17 protein-coding genes are annotated in these 16,235 nt (G+C 63.6%); 7 read left to right on the top strand and 10 right to left on the bottom strand.

What is annotated here, in order from left to right; all coding sequences use genetic code 11:
• Window positions 1-132 precede the first annotated feature (132 nt).
• Window positions 133-1,323, bottom strand: a complete 1,191-nt coding sequence (locus CQ12_RS31425) for a GNAT family N-acetyltransferase (RefSeq protein WP_057839156.1) — start codon at window positions 1,321-1,323, stop codon at window positions 133-135.
• A 129-nt stretch (window positions 1,324-1,452) separates the two neighbouring features.
• On the opposite strand from CQ12_RS31425, the gene CQ12_RS31420 reads away from it, so the two are divergent.
• Window positions 1,453-2,505 (top strand): polysaccharide deacetylase family protein, encoded by a 1,053-nt coding sequence (locus CQ12_RS31420; protein ID WP_198164298.1) that lies wholly within the window; start codon window positions 1,453-1,455, stop codon window positions 2,503-2,505.
• A 62-nt stretch (window positions 2,506-2,567) separates the two neighbouring features.
• Here CQ12_RS31420 and CQ12_RS31415 read toward each other — a convergent pair whose 3' ends face one another.
• Complete coding sequence (locus tag CQ12_RS31415; protein WP_057839154.1) at window positions 2,568-2,780, bottom strand: DUF2842 domain-containing protein; 213 nt, start codon at window positions 2,778-2,780, stop codon at window positions 2,568-2,570.
• A 130-nt stretch (window positions 2,781-2,910) separates the two neighbouring features.
• Here CQ12_RS31415 and CQ12_RS31410 point away from each other — a divergent pair, with 130 nt between their 5' ends.
• Together CQ12_RS31410 and CQ12_RS31405 are read left to right on the top strand one after the other, a co-directional pair.
• On the top strand, window positions 2,911-4,002 hold the full coding sequence (locus CQ12_RS31410) for a COX15/CtaA family protein (RefSeq protein WP_057839153.1): 1,092 nt from the start codon (window positions 2,911-2,913) through the stop codon (window positions 4,000-4,002).
• A 143-nt stretch (window positions 4,003-4,145) separates the two neighbouring features.
• Window positions 4,146-4,958 (top strand): FTR1 family iron permease, encoded by an 813-nt coding sequence (locus CQ12_RS31405; protein ID WP_057839152.1) that lies wholly within the window; start codon window positions 4,146-4,148, stop codon window positions 4,956-4,958.
• Between the two features lie 11 nt (window positions 4,959-4,969).
• On the opposite strand, the gene nadC is transcribed toward CQ12_RS31405, so the two are convergent.
• The 8 genes from nadC to CQ12_RS31365 form a co-directional block, all read right to left on the bottom strand.
• A complete protein-coding gene (gene nadC, locus CQ12_RS31400) occupies window positions 4,970-5,839 on the bottom strand; it encodes a carboxylating nicotinate-nucleotide diphosphorylase (protein WP_057839151.1) in 870 nt (289 codons plus the stop codon).
• The gene (locus CQ12_RS31395) at window positions 5,836-7,389 is read right to left on the bottom strand and encodes an L-aspartate oxidase (RefSeq protein WP_057839150.1); all 1,554 of its coding nucleotides are present in this window, start codon (window positions 7,387-7,389) and stop codon (window positions 5,836-5,838) included. Before CQ12_RS31395 ends, nadC begins: the two co-directional genes overlap by 4 nt.
• Entirely contained in the window at window positions 7,386-8,372 is a 987-nt protein-coding gene (nadA, locus tag CQ12_RS31390; protein ID WP_057839149.1) for a quinolinate synthase NadA, read from the bottom strand. The genes CQ12_RS31395 and nadA overlap by 4 nt, the downstream gene beginning before the upstream one ends.
• Window positions 8,373-8,426: 54 nt before the next feature.
• Window positions 8,427-9,383 carry an NUDIX hydrolase gene (locus tag CQ12_RS31385; protein ID WP_057839148.1) on the bottom strand — a complete coding sequence of 319 codons (957 nt, stop codon included), beginning with the start codon at window positions 9,381-9,383 and terminating at the stop codon, window positions 8,427-8,429.
• 36 nt (window positions 9,384-9,419) lie between these two features.
• A complete protein-coding gene (locus CQ12_RS31380; protein ID WP_057839147.1) occupies window positions 9,420-9,977 on the bottom strand; it encodes a hypothetical protein in 558 nt (185 codons plus the stop codon).
• A gap of 222 nt (window positions 9,978-10,199) precedes the next feature.
• Window positions 10,200-11,480, bottom strand: coding sequence for an O-acetylhomoserine aminocarboxypropyltransferase (locus CQ12_RS31375; RefSeq protein WP_057839146.1), 1,281 nt, complete (start codon window positions 11,478-11,480; stop codon window positions 10,200-10,202).
• A gap of 152 nt (window positions 11,481-11,632) precedes the next feature.
• A complete protein-coding gene (locus CQ12_RS31370) occupies window positions 11,633-12,217 on the bottom strand; it encodes a CoA-binding protein (protein ID WP_057839145.1) in 585 nt (194 codons plus the stop codon).
• Between the two features lie 126 nt (window positions 12,218-12,343).
• Window positions 12,344-13,168, bottom strand: a complete 825-nt coding sequence (locus CQ12_RS31365; RefSeq protein ID WP_057839144.1) for an enoyl-CoA hydratase — start codon at window positions 13,166-13,168, stop codon at window positions 12,344-12,346.
• 87 nt (window positions 13,169-13,255) lie between these two features.
• Here CQ12_RS31365 and CQ12_RS31360 point away from each other — a divergent pair, with 87 nt between their 5' ends.
• From CQ12_RS31360 to CQ12_RS31345, 4 genes are all read left to right on the top strand, one after another.
• On the top strand, window positions 13,256-13,684 hold the full coding sequence (locus CQ12_RS31360; RefSeq protein ID WP_057839143.1) for a PaaI family thioesterase: 429 nt from the start codon (window positions 13,256-13,258) through the stop codon (window positions 13,682-13,684).
• A gap of 154 nt (window positions 13,685-13,838) precedes the next feature.
• Window positions 13,839-14,303: a 50S ribosomal protein L13 gene (rplM, locus tag CQ12_RS31355; protein ID WP_057839142.1), complete on the top strand. Its 465-nt coding sequence runs from the start codon at window positions 13,839-13,841 to the stop codon at window positions 14,301-14,303.
• Between the two features lies 1 nt (window position 14,304).
• Window positions 14,305-14,781 (top strand): 30S ribosomal protein S9, encoded by a 477-nt coding sequence (rpsI, locus tag CQ12_RS31350; protein WP_057839141.1) that lies wholly within the window; start codon window positions 14,305-14,307, stop codon window positions 14,779-14,781.
• Between the two features lie 235 nt (window positions 14,782-15,016).
• Complete coding sequence (locus CQ12_RS31345) at window positions 15,017-16,234, top strand: GGDEF domain-containing protein (RefSeq protein WP_057839140.1); 1,218 nt, start codon at window positions 15,017-15,019, stop codon at window positions 16,232-16,234.
• Window position 16,235: the final 1 nt, after the last annotated feature.

Here is a 16,235-nt window from a genome sequence, read left to right as displayed (position 1 = left end):
TTCCTCATGGAACGATGTCAGGATAAACCAGCGCCCTAATACAAGGGTGGGCAAAGGCGCAAGGCGCCGTGCCCACCATCTACACCGTCATCTTGAAATGGTGGGCACGCTTCGCTTTGCCCACCCTACGGATTAGCTGAACGCGTTGCGCAGCTTCTGCGCCATCTCCAGCAGCGCCGGATTGTGCTTCACCAGCCGCTTGGTGCGGTTCACGCCTGACATCACGCCGGCGGCAAGCTTGCCGCGCTGGCTGAGCGGAATGAAGCTGTCGAAGATCGGTTCGTCGCTCTTGCAGAACAGTCGCTTGTAGTCGTCCGATCCGATTCCGAGATCGAGGGCGCGATAACTCTGTCCGGCGTAGTGATCGATGATGTCGCGCATCAGGATCAGGCCGGGGCTGTATTTCGAATTCGCCGACATCGTGTAGGTGTTGAACATCATCGAGAAGCGATGGCCGTCGGCGACGCCGGCGAAGATCGCGATCACTTCCTCGTCGCATTCCAGCGCGTGGATATCGATGGCGTGCCTGCCGCCGGCGATCGGTGCGGTGCAGGCGCTGCGGATGAAATCCTCGATGCCGGGATCGGCAAACACGTTCGGCAACTTCTGTTCGGCCATCCGCTGCGGCTTGACGCGGAAGAACCAGTCGAGCAGCCGGATGATGTCGGCTTCCGACGAAGCAATATGACTGCGATACCCGGGCAGGGACTGCAGCTTGCGTTCCTTGCCCTTGAGACGACGGCGGAACGAGTTGCTGACCAGCGCCGCCGGTGCGGCGCCGGGCTCCATCACCAGCAGCGGGCAATCATTGGCGGACGGCTGATGCGGCAGCAGGGCGAGCGGATTGGGCAGATCGCGCCAGCGAACCGGTTGCTGATGCAGCGCGAGGACGTCGGCTTCGGATCGCTGCGATATCGCCGATATCAGGCCTTCGAGATCGGTCAGCGTTGCGCTTGCGGCGAAATCGCGATCGAACAGCGCCATGTTGAAGGTCGAATGCTTGCCGCCCATGAAACTGGCGCAGCGCGCGCCATAGGCCTGCTTCAGCACGAGCGGCAGCAGCAGCAGCGGACGGCGCTCCGCGTCGTAGCCAATCACAATGAAGGGAAAGAGGTCTTCGCGCGTGCCAACCTGCCGCTGCCAGGAACTGAGGAAGTCGAAGCGCTGATATGGCGTGAACGAGGTTTGCGCAGCTTCCAGGTTGCGCCAGATAGTTTCCGCCGCGGTGAGATCGCGAGCGATGTCGATGCCGGCGATGCGACCCGCCTTCGGCCACGCATCTCGATCCGCCGTGCGGTCTTCAATCGCGGCAGCCATGGTCATCGCAAAGCCCGTGCTATATGAAATTGTTTACAATTTTGGCGTTGGCCGACCTTCGCAGGGAAATGTCAACAAAGGGTAATACAATCGGGGCGCGGCGGGGCAGCGCGACCCGTGAGTGAGGGCGGGACGTTGGCGTCGGATATCGGAATTTTGCGGCGGGCCCGGATGGAGCTCGGCTATTTCAGCGGCTATTTCAGGCTGAAGCAGCGGCAGAGCGGGGGCGCCGGCGTCATTTTGCGGTTCGAGCGGGTCCGTCCGCGCGATTCCCGGCCGTTCCAGCCGAACCGATGGCGTGAAGTCACACCGCAATTTCTCAACCGGACAATCGTCGCGCTGAAGCGCTGGAACTTCGATCTGGTCACGATGGACGAAGTGTGCCGGCGGGCGGTCACGCTGCCGAAAGCCAACCGCTTTGCCTGCCTGACCTTTGACGGCGGCTGCAAGGATGTAATCACGCAGGCCTATCCGGTGCTGGCAAAGCACCGCGTGCCCTTCACCGTCTACCTGCCGACCGCGTTTCCGGACGGGCTCGGCGAAGCCTGGTGGCTCGCGCTGGAAGAGATGATCGCGCGCGAGGAGCGCATCAGCCTGGTGATCGATCGCAAGGAGCGGCGTTTCGCAACCGGCAGCGTGGTGGAGAAGCATGACACTTTCGAATTTCTGGCGAGCTGGCTGCGGACCCTGCCGCCGCCGGATCTTTCGTTCGCGATCCACGATCTCTGCACGCGATACTCCGTCGATCTCGCAGCGCTGTCGCGCGCTCAGTCGATGGATTGGGACGACCTGGCGAAACTCGCCGCCGATCCGCTGGTGACGATCGGCAGCGCGACCGTGAACTATGCCGCGTTGTCGAATCTGAAAGGGACGGACGCGCAGCGCGAGATGACGATGGGCAAGGCGGTCGCCGAGACCGCCTTGCGCCGCCCCGTCAAGCACTTCGCCTATCCCTTCGGCGATCGGCAATCCTGGCGGCGGGAGCACGTGGTCATGGGGCAGGAGGCTGGTTTCGCCAGCGCGGTATCCACTATCCCGGGAATCGTCGAGGCCAGGGGATATACCAATCTGCACGCGCTGCCGCGGATCGCCTGGGACGGACGACAGCAATCCCTGCGCATGATGCGGGTGATGCTGTCGGGGATGATGTTTCCCGCAGTCAGGCCGACCCGGGACAATTGGGTCTAGAGCGTTTTCAAGCGAAGTGGATACCGGTTCGCGTGAAGAAAACGCGTCAAAACAAGAATCTTCTAAGCGGCGCGATCGGGCCGCGACATCCAGCTTACGATCGGCATCGCAGGCAGCACCCATCCAAGCCCGGCCACGACATAGAAGATCGCCTGCAGCAGGCCCGAACGGGCCAGCCACGGCGTCTGGGCGATGGTCATGCCCAACAGCGACCACACCACGACCAGCACCAGCAGGGCGATGGTTCCGAAGAATTTGCGGGTGCGTATCGTCATGGCGGATATGTCAGGCTCGTGGCGGGTTGCGCGCGGGAAGGGGCGGACTATAAGGGGCGCGCCAATTCAATCAAGCGCGCCTTCGGGGCAAGCCAGAACGGCCTCTGAGACGGGCTTCAAGACGGGTTTTATGACCGCTAGTTCCACACCGCAGGCCGCGCATGCCACCGCCGTCAGATGGTGGCTGATCGTGGTCGCCGCGCTGATCGCCGTCATGGTGCTGGTCGGCGGCGCCACGCGGCTGACCGAATCCGGATTGTCGATCGTGGAGTGGAAGCCGGTTACCGGCACGCTGCCGCCGCTCAACGAGGCGCAATGGACGCAAGCGTTCGAGGGCTACAAGGCGATCCCGCAATACCGCGAACTCAATGCCGGCATGAGCCTTGCCGATTTCAAGACCATCTTCTGGTGGGAATGGAGCCACCGCCTGCTCGGGCGCGTGATCGGCGCGGTGTACCTGCTGCCGTTCCTGTACTTCCTGTGGCGGGGCGCGTTCAGCGCCGAATTGAAAAGGCGGCTGTGGCTGATCTTCGGCCTCGGCGCGTTGCAGGGCGCGGTCGGCTGGTGGATGGTGGCGTCGGGCCTCTCGCAACGGACCGAGGTGTCGCAATATCGCCTGGCGACGCATCTGGTGCTGGCGCTGATTATCTTCGCGTCGATCGTCTGGACGCTGAGGCGGATGACCTGGCGTCCCCAAGCTGCTTTTCCGATGCGGCTGAAGGTCTCCGGGATGGCCTTGCTCATCGTGACGTTCGTTCAGCTTTATTTTGGCGCGCTGGTCGCGGGCCTGCGGGCGGGCAGGGTCTATAACACCTGGCCGGAAATCGACGGCGCCTTCATTCCGTCGGCGGCGCGGCTATGGTTCGAGGAGCCGTGGTGGCGCAATCTGTTCGACAACACACTCACCGTGCAGTTCCAACATCGCATGACGGCCTATGCGCTGCTGGCGCTGGCGCTGTGGCATGCGGTCGACGCGGTTCGCTCGCGCGCCGGAGCGGCCATCATCGGCGGCGCCTGGTGGCTGGTCGCGGCGATCATGCTGCAGGCCGTGCTCGGTATCCTCACGCTGCTGCATCAGGTGCCGATCGATCTGGCGCTGGCGCATCAGGCGGTCGCGATCGTGGTGCTGACGCTTGTGGTCCTGCAAACCGAGCGCCTGGTCGCGCGTCGCGCCGAGCCCGACCGGCAGAAGCTGGTTCTGCCGCTCGGGCAACCCGGCTGAAATGGAGCGATTCTAATCTGCTGCGCTTTTCGGAAGTGCCCAAATTTCCGGGCATTCTCGCGCCCTGACGTATTTGTGTGGGAGCGGACCGCTTTACTTGGACGGTCTGGACGATAAAACGAAACAAAAACAGGTCCCGTTTCATGTCGTCAGCATTCGTCCAGGCCGCCGTCATCCTGCTCCGCGAGGGGCTCGAAGCCATGCTCGTGATCGCAGCGCTGGCGGGGTATCTGACCAAGGCCGGCGCGGGTCACCGCATCAAGGCACTGTATGGCGGCGCGCTTGTCGCCGTGGGAGCCAGCTTCATCGCCGCCTGGCTGTTCGCGGTGCTGAATTCGGGCGATCACAGCGACGTCCTGGAAGGCATTATCATTTTACTTGCCGCCGCCCTGATGCTCTACGTCAGCGGTTGGCTGATGGTGAAGCAGGATCCCCGTGGATGGCAGGATTACCTCGCGCACAAGGCTGATCAGGCGCTGTCGCAGGATACGATATGGGCGGTCGGTGCGCTGGCCTTCTTTGCGGTGTTTCGCGAGGGCGCGGAGACCGTTCTGTTCATCAACGCGCTGGCCAAGACCGAAGGCGGCTGGAGTGCGGGCCTGTTCGCCGGCCTTGCCGCGGCGGCGGCAGCTCTCGCCGTGCTGTTCTATTTCATCAACCTGATCGCGCGGAAGCTTCCGCTGCGGCCGCTGTTCATCGTCACCTCGGCATTCCTGTTCGTGATGGCGGTCAAGTTCATCGGCGAGGCGGTGCAGGAGTTCCAGGAGCAGGCGATCATCACGGTCACCGAGGTCAAGGGCTCAGCGTTCCTGACTGCGATCGGCCTGAATCCGACACTTGAAGCGCTGTCGATCCAGCTCTTGGTGATCCTGTTTGCGCTCGCGACCTATTCGGTGGTCCGGCGCAACAACCGCCTGATGCGCGAGGACAAGGCGGCCATGCGGGCGGCCGAGTAGTCCGCCGATAACTAAGCCGCCTGCCGATTAAGTCCGAGATAGTCGAGCCCGATGTCGAGCGCGGCGGAGCTGTGCGTCAGCCAGCCGGCCGAAATCAAGTCGACGCCGGTCGCGGCGATCGCCCTGGTGGTCTCAGCCGTAATGCGGCCGGAAGCTTCCGTGATCGCCCGGTCGCCGGTCATCGCCACCGCCTGCCGCAATTGCTCGACTGTCATGTTGTCGAGCAGCACGGCGTCCACGCCGATTGCAAGCGCCTGTTCGAGCTGGGGCAGCGTATCGACCTCGACCTCGATCTTGACGAGGTGGCCGGCATGCGCCTTGGCGCGCTCGATCGCAGTTCTGACATCACCGGCCAGCGCGATGTGGTTGTCCTTGATCAGGATGGCATCGTCGAGGCCGAAGCGGTGGTTGCTGCCGCCGCCGGCGCGAACGGCGTATTTTTCCAGCGTGCGCAATCCGGGCGTAGTCTTGCGGGTGCAGACGATGCGCGCCTTGGTGCCTTGCGCGGCTGATACCAGCGTGGCCGTCGCCGTGGCGACGCCGCTGAGATGGCAGAGGAAGTTCAGCGCTGTTCGTTCGCCGGTCAACAGCCCGCGTGCCGGGCCCTCGATGGCGGCGATCACATCGCCCGGCGCCACGACGCTGCCGTCAGGCCGCTCGGCGGCGAGTTGGATTGCTGGATTGACGAATTGAAAGGCGCAGCGCGCGATGTCGAGTCCGGCCACGACGCCGGGCTGGCGCGCGCGCAGCACCAGCGAGGCGCGCCGGTCGGCCGGAACGATCGCATCGGCGGTGATGTCGCCGGCGCGCCCGAGATCTTCGAGCAGGGCGGTTCGAACCAGCGGCTCGTACATGAGCGGCAGAAGCGGAGTAAGGGTCACGGCTTGGCACTCCCGACAGACAGGGATCCGGTTTCAACGAGGTCGCGCGCGGCATCGAATGCGTCCGCAAGCGAGATAATCGAAGGCGCGGCTGAAGGCAGGGTGTCGGGGAAGTCGCTGCGAAAGTGTCCGCCGCGGCTTTCCTCGCGCTGCAAGGCTGCGACCGCGATCATCAATCCCACCAGAGCCGGATCGGAAGCTGCACTCCTGCCGTTGGCCAGCGGATAGAGGCCGCGGATGGCGCGTTCGATACCGTGCCGCTCGCGGAGCACGCCGAGGCCTTGCGACAGGATCGGCCTTACGGCCGAAGGATCGGATGCCGGCGGAGACGCGTCGGCGGCGCGTGCCTTCAGCGGGTCGCCGCTTGCAGTCCGTACGCTCTCGGCCACCCATTGCGCGCAGACAATCGCTTCCATCAGCGAATTGCTGGCGAGCCGGTTGGCGCCATGCAGCCCGGTGCGGCTGGCTTCGCCGCAGGCCCAGAGACCGTTCACGGTGCTGCGGCCTTCGATGTCAACGGCAATACCGCCCATGTGGTAGTGCACCGCCGGCCGCACCGGAATCGGATCGGTCGCCGGATCGATCCCTGCCATTTTGCAGAAGGCGGAGATCACGGGATAGCGTTTTGCAAATTCCGCTCCCGGATGTTTGCGTGCGTCGAGGAAGACGCGATGACCCTCGGCGCGGCGACGCCAGACCGCGCGCGCGACGATGTCGCGGGGCGCGAGTTCGGCGCCTGGCTGGTCCGCCATGAACCGTTGTCCGGTGTCGTCGATCAGGATCGCGCCGTCGCCGCGCACGGCTTCGGTCACCAGCGGCATCGGGCGCGACGGGCCGTCGAAGGCGGTCGGGTGAAACTGCACGAACTCGAGATCGGAGAGTTTGGCGCCCGCGCGGGCCGCCAGCGCCAGCCCCTGGCCGAAGCAGCCGGCCGGGTTGGTGCTTTCCAAAAACAGGCCGCCGACACCGCCCGTCGCGATCACGATGCGGCCGGTGACGATCGTGAGCGGACCCTGCGCGTTCACCGCAACGACGCCCTTGATGGCATTGTCCTCGACGATCAGGCTCCGGGCCTCGACTCCGTCAAGAAGAGTAATGGAAGGACAGCGGCGCACGGCTGCGATCAGCGCCCGCATGATTTCGCGCCCGGTGCCGTCGCCGGTGGCGTGCACGATCCGGTTGCGGCTATGCGCGGCTTCGAGGCCAAGCCGCCAGCCGCCATCGGACCGGCGGTCGAAGGCGACGCCAAGCTTTGCGAGATGTTCAACGGCAGCAGGGGCCGCGTGAACGATCCGGCTTGCGACGGCCTCGTCGCAAAGGCCCGCGCCTGCGGCGAGGGTGTCGGCGAGATGCAGGACAGGGGCATCGTCTTCGCCCATTGCGGCGGCCAATCCGCCCTGCGCCCACAGGCTGGAGGCTTCCGCACCCAGCGGTGCCTTTGACAACAGCACCACAGGCTCGGGCGCCATCTGCAGCGCCGTCATCAATCCGGCGGCGCCGCCGCCGATGATGACGGGAAAATTGTTAAGCGCTGAGATATCCGTGCTCATATTGCCAGCATCCTTTCGACAGCGCGCCGGGCGGGTGCGGCGATCGCAGGATCGATCGTCACCTCGTGCTGGCCGGTCTCCAGCGCATCGCGGATGTTCTTCAGCGTGATCCGCTTCATGTGCGGGCAGAGATTGCAGGGCCGGATGAACTCGACATCGGGGTGGAGCACCGCGACGTTGTCGCTCATCGAGCATTCCGTCAGCAGGACGACGCGGGGCGGCCGCTGTTTGCCGACGAAGTCCGACATTGCGGCTGTCGAGCCGGAGAAGTCGGCTTCCGCCACCACTTCGGGCGGGCACTCCGGATGCGCCAGGATGGTTACGTCAGGATGGTTTTCGCGCAGTTGCCGGACGTCGGATGCCGTAAACAGCTCGTGCACCTCGCAATGGCCCTTCCATGCGATGATCTTCACGTTGGTCTGCGCGGCGATGTTCTGCGCCAGATATTCATCCGGCAGCATGATGACGCGTTCGACGCTGAGCGATTCCACGACCTTGAGCGCGTTGCCGGAGGTGCAGCAGATGTCGGATTCCGCCTTCACCGCGGCCGAAGTGTTGACATAGGTGACGACGGGGACGCCGGGATAGCGCTGCCGCATCAGCCGCACATCCTGCGCCGTGATGGATTCGGCGAGGGAGCAGCCCGCCCCGAGGTCGGGGATCAGCACGGTCTTTTCCGGATTCAACAGCTTGGCCGTCTCGGCCATGAAGTGCACGCCGGCCAACACGATGACGTCCGCATCGACCTTGGTGGCTTCGCGCGCCAGCAACAGGCTGTCGCCGACGATGTCGGCGACGCCGTGGAAGATTTCAGGCGTCTGATAATTGTGCGCGAGGATGACCGCATTGCGGCTTCGCTTCAGGTCGAGGATGGCGTCGACATCCTCGGCGAAAACCGCCCATTCAGGCGGCGGAATGACCCGTTTGACGCGGTCGTAAAGCGGGGAGGTGCGAGCGAGCGCGGTGGAACTGATATTGGCCATTTATACTCTCCGTGAGTATATCTTGGCTTATACTTATCCTGAGCATAATCGAAGTCAAGTGCGCGATAGCGGGAGCTTGGTTCCGGCCACAGCCCGTTCCGCCAGCACGCCGTGGCGGAACCTGAACAATTTGGCGGGGCGGCCGACGGTGTCGGCGGCGATTGCGCCAGTTTCCTCAACGAGTTGCTGCTGTTCGATCAGGCGGCGGAAATTTTGCTTGTGCACCAGGCGGCCTGCAAGCGCCTCAACGCTGCGTTGCAGTTGCAACAGGGTGAATTCCGCCGGCATCAATTCGAACACCACGGGCCGGTATTTGATCTTGGCGCGCAGCCGCGCGATCCCGGTGGCGAGAATGCGACGATGATCGCCGGTCATGGGACGGCCGGGAATGACCGCCGAGGTGCTGCGGCGGTCCCGCGCCGCTTCGGGAATGAGGCCGGCTTCGTAAAGCAGCTCATAGCGCTGCAACACCAGTTCCTCGTTCCAGTCGCGCTCGTCGAGCCCGAAGGTGATCGCGGCGCGCTGCCAGCGTTCGCGCTGCAGGCCCGTGGTCTCGGCGGATTTTGCCCACGCTCGCAGCCGCGATGCCAATGTCTTTGCGAGCGAAGTGGGCAGGCCGGCCCGCTGATCCTCCCACGGAAAATATTCGTACCAGCCGGACCAATGCGCCTGAAAACCCTGGCCGACCTTGTCTTCGCGCGTCAGTCCCAGATAGCTGATAGAGATCGAATGCGGCGACTTCGCATCGCCGCCTCGCCCGCGATCGGCGAAGGTGTAGAGCTGCTCGACATAGCCGAGCGGGTGGCCGGTCTGCGCCTCGACCCACGCCCGCAATCCCGTCTGCAGCGAGCGGTGCGCGAATTCGAACGGCCCGCTCGGCAGCGCGCCGTCGTTGGCGATGGTCATGATCTTCGGCTCGCCGTCGGTGACGGCAACGAGGACGGCGACGAGGTCCGCCGTGATCGCATTGGCTGCGCCCGTCTTGCTTGCTTTCCGCGTTGCCCCTGCCACGTCGGTCGTCCGTCTCCGTTATTGGCTGATGCGCGTTTAGCAGTATCCGTACACGCCGCAAGCGTACGGCAGGCGATTCCAATACGGCTCATAGGGGCCGCCATAATAGGGGCCGTCATAACTGTAGGAATGGCTGGTCCCGTAATAGCCGGACAGTGTCGATGATCCCGGCAAGAGCGGCGTGCCGAAGATGCGCGGCGCATAGGCGGCCACCACGTCGATCGGCGCGAACAGCACGGGAGTTTCCTCCTCGACCACCAGGGTGCGGCCGCGTCGCACATAGAGGGGAGCTGCGGCCGGGGCGACGGTGGTCCGGTAATTGTAATGGGTACGGGGCAGGCCGGGCGGCAGATTGCTGGCGGCGCGGACCGCTGCACGCTTGCTGGCGGCAGATTTGTCGGCGCGCTTCACCGGGGCCGGGATCCCGGCAGGCTTGGCAGTTGCCGGGTTGTCCGTTGGCGTGGCGGCGGCAGACGGATCGGCAGGCTTTGCTGCGGCGGGGCTATCGGCGGCCTTCGGAGCTCCGGGCTCTTCGGCCGTAGCGGTTCCGACCGCGAAAATCGCGACCAGGAATGGCGTCATCCAGCGCAGCATCGTCGGCTCCGAATCATCAAGGGCAGTTCAGCGCCACTTTATGCCGGAATGGGCGTTAACGAGAGGCTTGTGATTTCTAAGGCTGATTCTGTCATTCCGGGATGGTGCGAAGCACCAGACCTCAGGGGTGCAATTGCACCCCGGGGAATCTCGAGATTCTCAGGTGCGCAATTGCGCACCATAGTTCGATGCTGCGCATCGTCCCGGAATGACCGCAAGAGACTATACGCTCAGCGCCTGCTCCAGATCCGCGATCAGATCTTCCTTGTCCTCGATGCCGATCGACAAACGCACGACATCGGGCGCCGCGCCAGACCGCACCTTGGCCTCGTCGTCGAGCTGGCTGTGCGTGGTCGACGCCGGGTGAATCACCAGCGAGCGGGTGTCGCCGACATTGGCCAGATGCGAGAACAGTTGCAGGTTCGACACCAGGCTGACGCCGGCGTCGTAGCCACCCCTCAGGCTGAAGGTGAACACCGCACCGGCGCCCTTCGGCGCGTATTTGCGCGCGAGCTTGTTGTACTTGTCGCTGGCGAGGCCCGAATAGTTCACCGACGCCACCGCCGGATGGCCGGCCAGAAATTCCGCGACCGCCTTGGCATTCTCGCAATGCTTCTGCATGCGCAGCGGCAGGGTCTCGATACCGGTCAGGATCATGAAGGCGTTGAACGGCGACAGCGCCGGCCCGAGGTCGCGCAAGCCCAGCACGCGGCAGGCGATCGCGAAGGCGAAATTGCCAAACGTCTCCTGGATCCGGATGCCATGATATTCCGGGCGCGGTTCGTTGAGCATCGGATACTTGTTGTCCTTCGACCAGTCGAAGGTGCCGGCATCGACGATGATGCCACCGAGCGAATTGCCGTGACCGCCCAGGAATTTCGTCAGCGAGTGCACGACGATGTCGGCGCCGTGATCGATCGGGCGGATCAAGTAGGGCGTCGCCAGCGTGTTGTCGACGATCAGCGGCACGCCGGCCTTGCGCGCCACTTCCGCGATCGCCTCGATGTCGGTGATGCTGCCGGCGGGGTTGGCGATCGATTCGATGAAGATTCCCTTGGTGCGTGGGGTCACCGCGCGCTCGAAACTGGCGATGTCATCGGGATCGGCCCACGCCACGTTCCAGCCAAAGCTCTTGAACGCATGGGTGAACTGGTTGATCGAGCCGCCATAAAGTTTTCGCGCGGCGATGAACTCGTCGCCCGGCATCAATAACTGCTGCAGCACGACGACCTGCGCCGCGTGTCCCGACGCAACCGCCAGCGCCGCGGTGCCGCCTTCCAGCGCCGCAATGCGCTCTTCGAGCACGGCGGTGGTTGGGTTGCCGATGCGGGTATAGATGTTGCCAAATGCCTGCAGCCCGAACAGCGAGGCGGCATGGTCGGCATCGTTGAACACGAAGGACGTGGTTTGATAGATCGGCGTCACCCGCGCGCCGGTGGTGGGATCGGGCTGCGCGCCGGCGTGCACGGCAAGGGTAGAAAATCCCGGGAGACGGTCGGTCATTCTGTGCGTCCTGTTCTGTGGCTTGCTCGAAATATGTTGACGATGCTGATCGTGGTCGCGCCCGCCGTCAAGGCGAGGCGTTGATAGGTGGGGAACTGAAAACGGGTCTGCTTAGTTAGATCGTATCGTGGAAATAATCGTCTCGCATTGCTTCACGTCGGCTCGCTTTTGTTCTTCGCAGCACGATCCGATGCGGCCGTCGCGCCGCCGCCGACGCTCATCCGGTTCAACGACAGCCGCATGCCTTGGGTGGGGATCGGTGCGCGTTTCGAGCTCAGCGTGCGCGAATTGACTCCCATCCATGAAATTTCCGACGAGAGCCGCCCGTACTCGATCTTCGGGCAGCGGTTCATCACGACCTTGAGGCCGGCCGCTTCGGCTTTCTCGGCGGCCGCGTCATCACGCGCCCCGAGCTGCATCCAGATCACCTTCGGCGGCGGCGACAATGTCAGGGCCTCGTCGACGACGGGCATGATGTGGCTGGAATTGCGGAAGATGTCGATCATGTCGACGGGACGGCCGATATCCCACAGCGAGGCGACGAAGGGTTTTCCGAGCAGGCTCTTGCCGACATGGCCGGGATTGACCGGAATCATGTCATAGCCGCGCTGCGCCAGGTATTTGAAGGCGAAGTAGCTCGGCCGCACATTGACCGGCGATGCCCCGACCATCGCGATTGATTTCACGCCGTTGAGGATGCTGCGGATGTAGTTGTCGTCGTAATTGTCGTGGTTCATTTTCTATCCGGTTCCGGGGCGATACAAAGTATCGAACTATGGTGCGCAATTGCGCACCTGAGAATCTCGAGATTCCGGGTCTGGTCCTGCGGACCATCCCGGAATGACGACGCAGAAATTACGTCGTCACTTGTCCTGCCATTTCGGCTCGCGCTTCTCGATGAAGGCGCCGATGCCTTCCTCGGCATCACGCGCCATCATGTTCTCGGTCATCACCTCCGCCGCATAGCGATAGGCGTCGGCAAGACTCATTTCAGCCTGGCGATAGAACGCCTCCTTGCCGAGCTTGACGGTATAGGCGGATTTGAGCGCGACCTTTTGCGCCAGCGCGATTGCGGCATCGCGCTCGGTGCCGGCGGCGACGACGCGGTTGACGAGCCCGATATTCTTCGCCGTCGCCGCCGAAATCGGCTCGCCCGTGAGCAGCATCTCCATCGCCTGCTTGCGCGGCACGTTGCGCGACAGCGCCACCATCGGCGTCGAGCAGAACAGGCCGATATCGACGCCGGGGGTGGCAAAGCCCGCGGCTTCGGAAGCAACAGCGAGATCGCAGCTCGCGACGAGCTGGCAACCGGCAGCGGTCGCGATGCCCTGCACGGCAGCGACAACAGGCTTCGGCAGATGTACGACGGCCTGCATCATCGCGCTGCAGGCGTTCATGATCTGCCCGAAATAGGCGCGACCGCGATCGGCATCGCTGCGTCGGGCGGTCAGTTCCTTCATGTCGTGGCCCGCGGAGAAGGCCGGACCGTTGGCTGCGATGACGACGGCGCGGACGCTGTTGTCGTCGTGGATGTCCTTCAACGCGCCGTGCAACTCGGCGATCAGGCCCTCCGACAGGCTGTTGCGGGCGGCCGGCCGGTTCAGGGTGAGCACGCGGATGGTGCCGACATTTTCCTGCAGCAGGATCGGAGGTTGCGGCGTGGGTGCGCGGGCAGTCTGGGCGGGCATTTCCGGGGTTTCCACTCCGACTATTTTCCTTTGGGCTTTGCTGACAACCTAATGTAACAGGCGGTCTTAATCGAGGGCAGGGGTAGCATGGCGGCAGCGAAAATGAGCGTGGCTGAGCTGGAGAAGTTCCTCCGCGAGGAATTTCCGCAAGCCTTCAGCGACGGCGACATCACCATCGAGAGCGCCGATGGCGAGACCTGCCTGCTGCGGCGGCGCTATGACGAGCGCATGCTGCGTCCAGGCGGCACGGTGTCGGGACCGACGCTGATGGCGATGGCCGATTTTGCGATGTATGTGGTGCTGCTCTCGGCGATCGGCCCGGTGGGGCTCGCGGTAACGACCAATCTCAACATCAATTTCCTGCGCAAGGGCCAGCCGGGACAGGACGTGCTGGCTGCGGCGAAGCTGTTGAAGCTCGGCAAGCGGCTGGCGGTCGGCGAGGTCAACCTGTTGTCCGGTTCGTCACCTGACCCGATCGCCCATGTGACGGCAACCTATTCCATTCCAAACATGTAGGGTTTTTCGCGGTAATATTACACCATATTTCTAAGCGGTTGTTTTTGCTGGTATAATTTGCGAACATTGGCGTTGACGGACAGCATCCCGTTCTCTAGAAACCCGCCAGTTCGGCGCATCTGGCGCCGATTTCCATTTTCACGGATTTCCTCACATGAAAACCTATTCGGCAAAGCCCGCCGAGGTGACCAAGAAGTGGGTGCTGATCGACGCCAAAGGTCTGGTGGTCGGTCGTCTCGCCACCCTCGTCGCCATGCGCCTGCGCGGCAAGCATCTGCCCACCTACACCCCGCATGTCGATTGCGGTGACAACGTCATCATCATCAACGCGGCGCATGTGGTGCTGACCGGTCGCAAGCGCGACAACAAGGTCTACTACAAGCACACCGGCTTCATCGGCGGCATCAAGGAACGTACCGCGAAGTCGATCCTCGAGGGCCGTTTCCCCGAGCGCGTGGTCGAGAAGGCCATCGAGCGCATGATTCCGCGTGGTCCGCTCGGCCGCGTGCAGATGGGCAATCTGCGCGTCTACCCCGGCGCCGAACATCCGCATGAAGCCCAGCAGCCCGAGAAGGTTGATATCGCTTCGATGAACCGCAAGAACATGAGGGCCGCATAAGATGTCGGATACCATGCAGTCGCTCGACCAGTTGGCTTCGCTGAAGACGGCGTCTCCGGAGGCGCCGAAGTACGTCAAGAAGGTCGACAAGTACGGCCGCGCCTATGCCACCGGCAAGCGCAAGGACGCGGTCGCCCGTGTCTGGATCAAGCCGGGTGCCGGCAAGATCACGGTCAACACCCGCGAGGTTGAAGTCTATTTCGCCCGCCCGGTTCTGCGCATGCTGATCCAGCAGCCGCTGGTCGCCGCTGCGCGCAACGGCCAGTACGACGTCATCTGCACCGTCGCGGGCGGCGGCCTGTCGGGCCAGGCGGGTGCCGTGCGTCACGGCATCTCGAAGGCTTTGACCAATTTCGAGCCGGATCTGCGCGGTGTGCTCAAGAAGGGCGGCTTCCTGACCCGCGACTCCCGTACCGTTGAACGCAAGAAGTACGGCCGGGCGAAAGCGCGCAAGTCGTTCCAGTTCTCGAAGCGCTAATTGCTTCGCTAAAATTTGCAGCGGATTGCTGCATTCACCAGACGAAAGAGGGCGCCGATCGGCGCCCTTTTTGCTTACTATTTGGTGATGGGTAACCACGGATTTTCGTGAAAACTTGCTTACCCGCACTCACGAAATTGGAACACGGCCCTCCTAGTGTCGACGATGCGATGGCGCTGAAATTGCATTTCAGTGCGCGCCGAACAAGTTGCATCACACGCGCTCGGGTGAGCCCATGTCATTCGATACTTCCACGCTATATCTGTTTGCCACGATGGTTGCCGGCATGCTCGGGGCCATGCTGGTTCTTTTCGGCAAACAGGACAACATCCCGGCCCTGAAGTGGTGGGGATCGGCCTATCTGCTCGGCGCGGCGTCGGTAGCGATCTGGACCATCGGCGGTGCTGCGCTCGGCGAGCCGTTGTTGCTGGCGCTGCATGCCGTCGGCTTTATCGCGTGCGGCATGGTCTGGAACGCCTCGCGCGTATTCCTCGGGCGCAAGCCCAATCTGTTGGGGCTCGTGCTTGGCGCGGTCGCTTGGGTCGGCACGATGCTGGCCCTGCCGTCGCTGAATCCGGCCATGCGGCTGATCGTCGGAGCATCGATCGTTGCGATCTACGCCGCGCTAACGGCATCCGAATTGTGGAACGAGCGGCGGCGGACGATGCAGTCGCGCTGGCCGTCGATTGCCGTGCCGGTGATGCATGGTTGCGTGCTGATGCTGCCGCTCCTGCTCGGCAGCCTGCTGCGCCCGCATGACGAGACCTTTACCAGCAGCATCTGGGTGACGGCGTTCTCGATCGAACTGATCCTGTATGCGATCGGTACGGTCTTCGTCATCTTCATGTTGGTATCCGACCGCGCCGTGACGGTGCACAAGACTGCGGCCTCGGTCGATCCCCTGAGCGGCATGTTGAACCGTCGCGGTTTTACGGAAGCCTGCAACCGCGTGATCGAACGCGAGGCCGCCGCGGGGCGGCCGGTGACGGTGATGATTTTCGACATCGACCATTTCAAGAGCATCAACGACCGCTTCGGCCATCCCGCCGGCGACGAAATCCTCAAACTGTTCTCCACCGTGGTGGTCAGCAGTTTGCGTATCAGCGACCTGTCGGGGCGCATCGGTGGCGAGGAGTTCGCGGCGCTGCTGGCGTGTCCGCTGGAGGAGGGCGTGATCGTGGCCGAGCGCGTGCGCGAAGCGTTCGAGGCGTCCAACATCGTCTGCGAGGAAGGTCCGGTCGTCACCACTGTCAGCATCGGCGTTGCCGGCGGCCCGGCGGGCACGGAACTCGAGGTGCTGCTGGCGGCGGCCGACACCGCGCTCTATCAGGCCAAACGCACCGGCCGTAACCGGGTCGAGGCCGCGGAAGAATTGCCGCTGTCGCTGGAGAAGTGGCGGCGCAAGAGCGCCGGTCGCGCGGCTTCCGCACGGCAGGCGACGGCAACGACCTAGG

It is taken from the genome of Bradyrhizobium jicamae (assembly GCF_001440395.1).
Lineage (GTDB): Bacteria > Pseudomonadota > Alphaproteobacteria > Rhizobiales > Xanthobacteraceae > Bradyrhizobium > Bradyrhizobium jicamae.
Note: the sequence above shows the minus strand (reverse complement) of the source record. Positions and strands in the feature narration are given on the sequence as shown.